Origin of the sequence: Ohtaekwangia sp. (assembly GCF_036568665.1) — a bacterium.
Taxonomy (GTDB): Bacteria; Bacteroidota; Bacteroidia; order Cytophagales; family Cyclobacteriaceae; genus Ohtaekwangia.
In genome coordinates, this window is record NZ_DATCSD010000277.1 from 1 (window position 1) to 8264 (window position 8264).

At 43.4% G+C, this 8264-nt stretch carries 4 protein-coding genes and 1 pseudogene; 2 read left to right on the forward strand and 3 right to left on the reverse strand.

Going from position 1 to position 8264, the window contains the following annotated elements:
• Positions 1-371: 371 nt before the first annotated feature.
• From VIN08_RS15400 to VIN08_RS15410, 3 genes are all read right to left on the reverse strand, one after another.
• Positions 372-2498 carry a copper-translocating P-type ATPase gene (locus tag VIN08_RS15400; protein ID WP_331966874.1) on the reverse strand — a complete coding sequence of 709 codons (2127 nt, stop codon included), beginning with the start codon at positions 2496-2498 and terminating at the stop codon, positions 372-374.
• Positions 2499-2633: 135 nt separating this feature from the next.
• Positions 2634-3086 (reverse strand): hypothetical protein, encoded by a 453-nt coding sequence (locus tag VIN08_RS15405; RefSeq protein ID WP_331966876.1) that lies wholly within the window; start codon positions 3084-3086, stop codon positions 2634-2636.
• Between the two features lie 158 nt (positions 3087-3244).
• On the reverse strand, positions 3245-4096 hold the full coding sequence (locus tag VIN08_RS15410) for a Calx-beta domain-containing protein (protein WP_331966878.1): 852 nt from the start codon (positions 4094-4096) through the stop codon (positions 3245-3247).
• Positions 4097-4544: 448 nt separating this feature from the next.
• Here VIN08_RS15410 and VIN08_RS15415 point away from each other — a divergent pair, with 448 nt between their 5' ends.
• Positions 4545-7940: a TM0106 family RecB-like putative nuclease gene (locus VIN08_RS15415; protein WP_331966880.1), complete on the forward strand. Its 3396-nt coding sequence runs from the start codon at positions 4545-4547 to the stop codon at positions 7938-7940.
• A 130-nt stretch (positions 7941-8070) separates the two neighbouring features.
• Positions 8071-8264 (forward strand): annotated as a pseudogene (locus tag VIN08_RS15420) (transcription initiation protein); the annotation flags it as partial.

Consider the following 8264-nt stretch of genomic DNA (forward strand, 5'->3'; position numbering starts at 1 on the left):
GTTGAAACATAATTGTCGGCATTAGGGTCCAGTACAGATTTACCGGCTACAGCAGGCTTTACAATAAGTCCTGGTGTTTGTGCCGAAAGGCTTGTAACGATAAAAAATACAGGTGCAACAACTAACAGTTTCCAGTTTGAGAGGGTAAACATATAATTCAATGTTGTGGTAACGATACTACATAACCTAAAACAAGAATCCGTTCAATACTGTTATAAAAAACAAAGAACAGTCCGATACGCCAAAGTAAGAGAAGCGGCTATTAAATAATACAAAACGCTATTAGCACTATAAATATAGCGAACAGATCTAGTGTTCGCCTATAGCGAATGCAGCTAACTGCTATATATATCTTACAAGGGAAGGAAAATTTATTTAATGCGCAGTAATCCGGCATTGATAGCAACCACTACGGTGCTTGCGCTCATTAAAACAGCTCCTATAGCGGGACTTACCATAATGCCAGCGTTATATAAAATGCCCGCAGCCAAAGGAAGTGTTACAACATTATATCCGGTGGCCCATACCAGGTTCTGTATCATTTTTCTATAGGTAGCCTGGCCAAACAGAATCAGGTTGGCTACATCTTTCGGATTGCTGTTTACCAGCACGATGTCGGCAGTTTCGGCTGCTATATCTGAACCTGATCCTACTGCTATACCTATATTTGCCTGTGCCAGCGCGGGAGCATCATTTACACCATCGCCAGTCATGGCAACAAACTCTCCCTGACTTTGAAGTGACTTTATCTTTTCCAGTTTTTGATGCGGCAGAACTTCAGCAATAAAGCCGTCCATCTTCAGCGCATCACTTACGGATTTTGCTACAGCCGGATTATCGCCTGTAAGCAGCAATGTTTTTATATGTAGCCGGTGAAGAATTTTTATAGCTTCATACGATTCGGGTCGTATCTCATCGGCCAGCGAAACAAAGCCAGCCACTATATTTTCTGCCAGTATATATACCCGCGTTTCTGCCTGCGAGGAGATTGCAGGAACTTCGAGGTTATTTTCTTTCAGAAACCCGGGGCTTACTACTTTTATATCTCTACCACCAATTGTGGCTTGTATACCTTTGCCGGTAATCGCTTTAAAATTTTGCAGGGGAGGAAGGCGCAGCTGCAACTCCTTTACCTTTCGCATAATGCCGGTCGCTATAGGATGTTCCGAGTGTTGTTCGAGCGCTGCTGCCAGTTGTATTATTTCTTCACGGTTATAGTTTGCATGTAAAGATTCGTACTGCACTACGTTAAACTCGCCACGCGTAAGTGTGCCCGTCTTGTCGAATACGAGCATCGATATTCTGCGGGCATTCTCAAAGGCAGTGCGATCTTTAATGAGCAATCCGCTCCGGGCAGATATAGCAGTAGAGCGTGCTACTACCAGTGGTACTGCTAGCCCCAGGGCATGCGGACAGCAGATTACAATTACAGTTACCATGCGCTCTATAGCAAAGGCTATATCTTTACCCAGCGCAAGCCATACAATAAAGGTTATAGCACCCGAGGCAAGCGCGAGTATAGTAAGCCAGCGCGCTGCTTTGTCTGCCAGCAGTTGTGTTTTGGATTTTGCATCCTGCGCATTTTGCACAAGCCGGATCACCTGTGACAGGTATGACTCCTGGTTGCTATGAGCAACTTTTACCTTTAATGAACCTTCGCCATTGACAGAGCCGGCAATTACTTGATCGTTCTTCGTTTTTTCTACAGGCTTTGATTCCCCGGTAAGCATTGATTCGTTGAGATAACTTTGGCCTTCTGTAATTTCACCATCGGCCGCAATCTTTTCTCCGGGCTTTATCAGTATAACATCACCGGCTTTGAGTGTATCAGTTTTTACATCCATGATGTGATCGCCATGCACGAGGTGGGCTTCTGCCGGCATGAGCTGCACCAGTAACTCCAACTCTTTGGATGCACGCATGATGGAGCGCATCTCTATCCAATGACCTAATAGCATAATGAGAATCAGCGTAGCCAACTCCCAGAAGAAGTCCATGCCGTATAGTCCCAGTACAATGGCAACACTATAGATATAGGCTACTGTTATGGCAACAGCAACGAGTGTCATCATTCCCAGCGATTTTGCCTTTGCTTCCTGAACAAGCCCGGAAAGAAACGGCCATCCGCCATAGAAGAAGATAATAGACGATAGTGCCAGCAATATATAGTTCGATCCGGTAAACGACCAGCTAACGCCAAGCCCATGTTGTATCATAGGCGAAAGCGCCATAACCGGAGCAGTGAGCAGGAGTACAATATAAAATCGCTTGCGAAAATCTTCAATCATGCCTGCGTGATGCGCGTGACTACCTTGTGCATGATTATGATCTGTGGCTGATGCCTGTGCATGGCCCGCATGGGCTCCATGGCTGTGATGAGGTTTTGATTCCTGTAGTGGAACCAGCGTCATGCCGCACTTGGGACATTGGCCCGGTGCATCCTTTATTACTTCCGGATGCATCGGGCAGGTATATTGTTGGGGATGGTTCGCTTCCATGTACAGTGTTTGCAGTAAATATTTATACCACCAGTTTACGATGTTTAACGTAAGTTTGATTTACACTTAAACATAGTTCTGTTGTATAATTTACAAACTTCTGCTGTTGGCGATAATGATATTTATACTATATCATTAATGAGCGTGCTCGTCAATTTCTTTGGCATCTTTATTTTCGGCACTGAAGAAACAATGCAGGGCGCAACCGTGCGACTTCTCTTTATAACCAGCCTCTACTTTAGCAACAGCCTTGCCGGCAACTTTTACCAATCCATCCGGATCGGTAGTAACTACATGGCCCTTCTTGCTTTTGAAACTTCCGTCTTTTTGAATAACGCCAATTACACCTTTGCTGTTGGCAGCAGTAACATCTCCGGTTTCGGCAATAATGCCTATTACCTTGCCGGTAACATCGCACACTTTACCATTTTTTATAGAGCCCAGTGGTTTACCGTTTTCATCTACAACCGTTCCATCGGCCCTCAATATAGGATGCATGCCTCTGTGTTTGGGAGGAAGATCCTGAGCGTTGATTGATGCGCAGGCAAAAATCATAATCACTACCATGAAAATAGATTTCGTTTTCATAATTACTGCATGTTTAACGTTGTGAGCTGTAAATATGCAATGATATTTATACCCGTGATTTGATTTTATACAGTTCGCGGAATGACTTTCATCAGCTTAAAACAAAAATGGCCCGGGGTGAGTCCGGGCCAGGTGCTATTTATATACGAATATATAGGTTAAGGGAATACCACGGGTTTGTAGAACGATGCAGGCTCTGGCGCAGCTACTCGGCCAAACGATGTTCCGTTCTTTGTAATTGGTCCGTAAAATACAGCATGGCCTACATCGCTTGTTGTAAAGCTGCCTGTGGCGGTGCTGTTGGTATAGCCGGGGCCATTCAGGTTGATCTTGAAGTTAACCGCACTGCTGCCCGAGTTATAGGCTACTGCTATATAGTAATCGCCATCGGTAGCATCTGATTTCAGGGTAGCTGTTTCAAAACCTGTAGTGTTCTCCGACTTCGCATACACATCAAATGATGTTATACTGCCGTTGTCTATCACTACGTTGTTGGTGATATATAGATTCAGGTCTTCTTTGTTGATATCGTCATCGCCACCATTGCCCCACGTAAGGTCTACCTGCAGGTCAGAAGTGGGGGCAGTGTCGTTATCCGTAATAGTAAGTGTATATATACTCTTGGTCGTGTCAGAACTTAATGAAAGGCCACTGCCCGAAGCAGTGAGCTTTACCACCAGCGTTTCAGAGGATTCGATGATGCCATCATCAATCAATTGTATATCGATGGAAGCAGTTGTAGCTCCGGCACTAATCGTAATAGGCGAAGGTGTAGTTATTTCATAATCGCCATTGAGCGAGGCTGTGCCCGATATGTCGAAATATACTTGCACCGAACTGTTTACGGCTTTACTTATGGTGAGCGGTAATTTTATAGTACCGGCACTTTCGGCTACTGTTTGCGAGCTGGAGGTAAACGTTACCGTGTCTGCACTGTTGTTATCATCTTTGCTGCACGCCTGAAACAGCAGTACCAACAGAGCTCCCGCTGCGAATTTTAGAATTTTCATTTTTATATAGTTTGTTAATAAAGGTTCATTTGATTATGATACACATAGCTTTACCACCTCATGTTTTCCAACACCAGTATACATGACCGATTATTTTTGTTAGGGGGTGCACTACCCGAAAGCCGGTAGCACTTACAAGACAGTTGTTCCGGATATCACCACTATGCGCATCGCCTCTTTTTACAAGAAAAGTGCATTAATTTTAGCGGAGACAAATAGAAATATATACCAAATGGCAAATTGTAAGTATAACTGTGGAGGATTGAGCGAGTTGTTATTCTCTGCGTTGATGGGTATGTACTTTTATAGTACAGAATAATTATGGGATTTTAGTTATTTCGGAAACAAAAATGGGTATTTGGGAAACTGACGTTCTTCTTGCCAATGAAATATTTTAGCTTGGATAAGCTTTGAGATTGGCTAAAGGATGTAAAAAACATGATGACAAATGAAATATATTTCTGAAACGTTCCAGTTGGCTGCAACCGATTTATCCAATCATGTAAGTTGTCTTCATCTTACCCAATTAAATCGCTTGGTAGCTTTAAGAGAAATTAGCGCTCCGCATTGGTATGATCCATCATTGGAAGTCCTTATCAAACGAGGCCAGGAACATGAAGCCGCTTATGTTGAATATTTAAAGAGTAAAGGATATCGTGTAGAATACCTGAAAGGAAAGCCTTGGGCTGCAACAATAGAAGCTATGCGCCAAGGCATAGATATAATTGCTCAGGCCCATTTGGAAGCAGACCATTGGTCTGGTTATGCTGATATTCTTATTAAGGTTCCCGGAGAGAGTAAATTCGGCAAGTGGATGTATGAAGTACAGGATACCAAACTGTCGCAGAATACGCGTGCCGCTACTATTCTTCAACTCTGTCTTTATACTGAATTACTATCAAAGCTTCAGGGAAGTATTCCCGAGAATATGTATGTAGTAAAGCCCGGTGAAAATTTCCCGACCGAGTCATATCGCTTTGCACAATTTCAGGCATACTATCGAATGGTGAAGAAAGATCTGGAGTATACAATGACACAAGACGTTTCATTTACTTATCCTGATCCCACAGAACATTGTACAATCTGTAGCTGGTGGCAGGCTTGTGATAAGAAGCGGCATGAGGATGATCACTTGTCGTTAGTTGCCGGAATGCGCTCGCTTCATATCGTTGAATTACAGCGGCAAAAGATTAATACACTCGAGCAACTTGCCAAGGCAGAGAAACTTGAAAAACCGGAACGAGGCAATAAGGCTACATTGGAAAGAAAGCAATCGCAGGCTGGCATTCAACTGGAAGGGCGATACCAGAACAAATTACTGTACGCTCCTCTTCTGCTGGAAGCAGGTCGCGGCCTGAATCGATTACCCGAGCCAAACGAAGGTGATATTTACCTCGATCTGGAAGGTGATAATTTTTACGAAGATGGTGGACTGGAATATGTTTTCGGGTATGCTTATCAGGAAAATGGAACATTGGTATATAAAGCCACCTGGTCAACCAACAAAAGCGAAGAGCGAAAAGCATTCGAGCAGTTTATGCAGTTTGTTACGGAGCGATGGAAGCGTTATCCTAAAATGTATATTTATCATTTTGCACCGTATGAGCCATCGGCTATAAAACGACTCGCACGCGTACATGCCATATACGAGAAGGAAGTTGATATACTGCTTCGTGCAGAACGATTTATAGACCTGCATGCTGTATTCAAGGAAGCGTTTCTGGCCAGTGTTGAAACTTACTCCTTAAAAGCTATTGAACGATTTACGAAATATACTCGCCAGGTGGAACTACATGATGCCAGTGTTTCCAGAAAGGCTGTCGAGGTAGCACTTGAGCTTCACGAATTTAATTCGCTACCAAGAGAAACCATTCAAACCGTTGAAGATTATAATCAGGATGATTGCCTCGCTACCGAAGCTTTACATGTTTGGTTAGAACAGTTGCGTACAGAGGCTGTGAAATCAGGCAAAGAAATTTCAAGACCTGAATTAAAGACAGGTGAAGCCACGGAGAACGTTCAGCAATATGATGTTCGGTCGCAAGCTATATTTAAAGCACTTACGGAAAAATTACCGGAAGATAAATTTAGCTGGACGGATGAAGACAAAGCGAAGTGGCTGCTGGCGCATCAGATAGACTACTTCCGAAGAGAAGACAAGAGTGCCTGGTGGGAGTACTTCCGTGTTCATGAACTTGAACATGAAGACTTGCTTGAAGAACGCAAGGCTATAACGGGACTTCAATTTATAAGTGAGCTTCCGAAAGAAGGCAAAGAGAGGAATGTTACACATCGCTATAGTTATCCGCCACAGGAGTTAAATATAGATGAAGATGATGCACTGGTAGAGGTGAAAGGAGAAAAGATTGGTTCTGTAAAAGCTATTTCATTAGAAAACTATACAATCGATATTAAGAAGACAGGCACAGCAGCAAGTATACATCCAACAGCTGTACATGTGTCGGAGGTAGTTAATCCAGGCTCTTTAGTAACTTCATTAATGGATTTCGCCAATGCTGTTGATGATACAGGATTAACGCACGTCTGGCCGTATCATGCAGCAAAAGACCTGCTGATGAAAAGAAGCCCTACCCTTTCGGATGGAACAGAAGGTATATATTTAACAACAGATGAAGATATAGTGAACGTTGCTATACGTTTGGCTCTTGCACTGAATAAAAGCTATCTGGCCATTCAAGGACCTCCAGGCTCTGGTAAAACCTATACCGGGGCGAGAATAATTATTGAACTTCTGAAAGCTGGTAAGAAGATCGGAATTACTGCAGTAAGTCATAAAGTAATAAGGAACTTATGTATCGCCGTTATTAAGGAAGCAAAAAAGCACAATCAGAAAGTACAGTTTGCACATAAGATAACCGAGAAATCTGACGATTGTCCTGAAGAGATTTCAGAAGTATCAAAGTCCGATAAAGTAATTGCTGCGTTGGCTGAAGGGAAGATAGGTTGTGGCACCGCGTGGCTGTGGGCAGAAGATGACTCGCGTGAAACGTTAGATTATCTCTTTGTAGATGAAGCCGGACAAATGTCGCTCTCGCATGTACTGGCTGCATCGCGTGCTGCAAAAAATCTTGTGCTGTTAGGCGACCCACAGCAACTTGAGCAACCTCAAAAAGGCGCACATCCTGAAGGGAGCGATGTTGCCGCATTAACATATTTATTGGATGGCCATGCAACAATGCCAGAAGGTAAAGGGCTCTTCCTGCCTGTTACCAGACGATTACATCCTCATATATGCAGATTTACTTCTGAGATATTTTATGATGGAAAACTTCATGCCCTTCCTGGTTTGGAAAAACAAGTTATAAGCGGAGGAACGCTCTATGATGGTGCCGGACTTTTCTATACGCCTGTTGTTCACAAAGGATGTCAGAGTAAATCGGAAGAAGAAGTCAAAGCGACAACAGCAATTGTAACAAAATTACTTGCATCCTCCGGTTGGACGAATGAACGAGGCGAAACACAACCGCTTCAGGCAAAAGATATACTCATCGTAGCCCCATACAATGCACAAGTAAGTGCACTACGGCAAGAGCTCCCCGATATTGAGATTGGCACTGTAGATAAATTTCAAGGACAGGAAGCTCCCGTTGTGATTTACTCCATGACGTCTTCTTCCATAGAAGATGCGCCTCGTGGCATGAGTTTTCTGTTTAGCCCTAACAGATTAAACGTTGCCACGAGTCGTGCAAGATGTATATGTATACTCGTGGCTAATCCCGCTCTGCTTCAGCCTGATTGCAGAACCATTGACCAGATGCGTTGGGCAAATGCCTTATGCCGTTATGTTGAAATGGCTAAATGGGTTGACGAGAAGGATATTTGAATGACAGGTCTGTCTGCCTCATCGATTAGTGAGAAAATCTCAAATTTTTATTCATAACTGTCCAATCCCCCGAAAACCATTTGTCTTGGAGTTGAAAGTCAATTATGTTCAACTTAAAATTCTCAACAAGATGAAAGAGTTCTTATTAGTATTTCGCAGGGAAGCAGCCAATGGTATGCAGTTATCACCTGAACAATTACAGCAACTCACCAAGCCATGGCAGGATTGGATCGGCAGTATTGCTGCGCAAAATAAGCTCTCCGCTCGCGGCAATCGCCTGGAAGGTATTGGCACTGTAATAAAACCCAACAATGTAGTTACCAA

What these genes read in the sequence shown, in the direction of transcription:
- VIN08_RS15400 (WP_331966874.1), bottom strand. Translation starts at nt 2,498, where the DNA reads ATGGAAGCGAACCATCCCCAACAATATACCTGCCCGATGCATCCGGAA.
- VIN08_RS15405 (WP_331966876.1), bottom strand. Translation starts at nt 3,086, where the DNA reads ATGAAAACGAAATCTATTTTCATGGTAGTGATTATGATTTTTGCCTGC.
- VIN08_RS15410 (WP_331966878.1), bottom strand. Translation starts at nt 4,096, where the DNA reads ATGAAAATTCTAAAATTCGCAGCGGGAGCTCTGTTGGTACTGCTGTTT.
- VIN08_RS15415 (WP_331966880.1), top strand. Translation starts at nt 4,545, where the DNA reads ATGAAATATATTTCTGAAACGTTCCAGTTGGCTGCAACCGATTTATCC.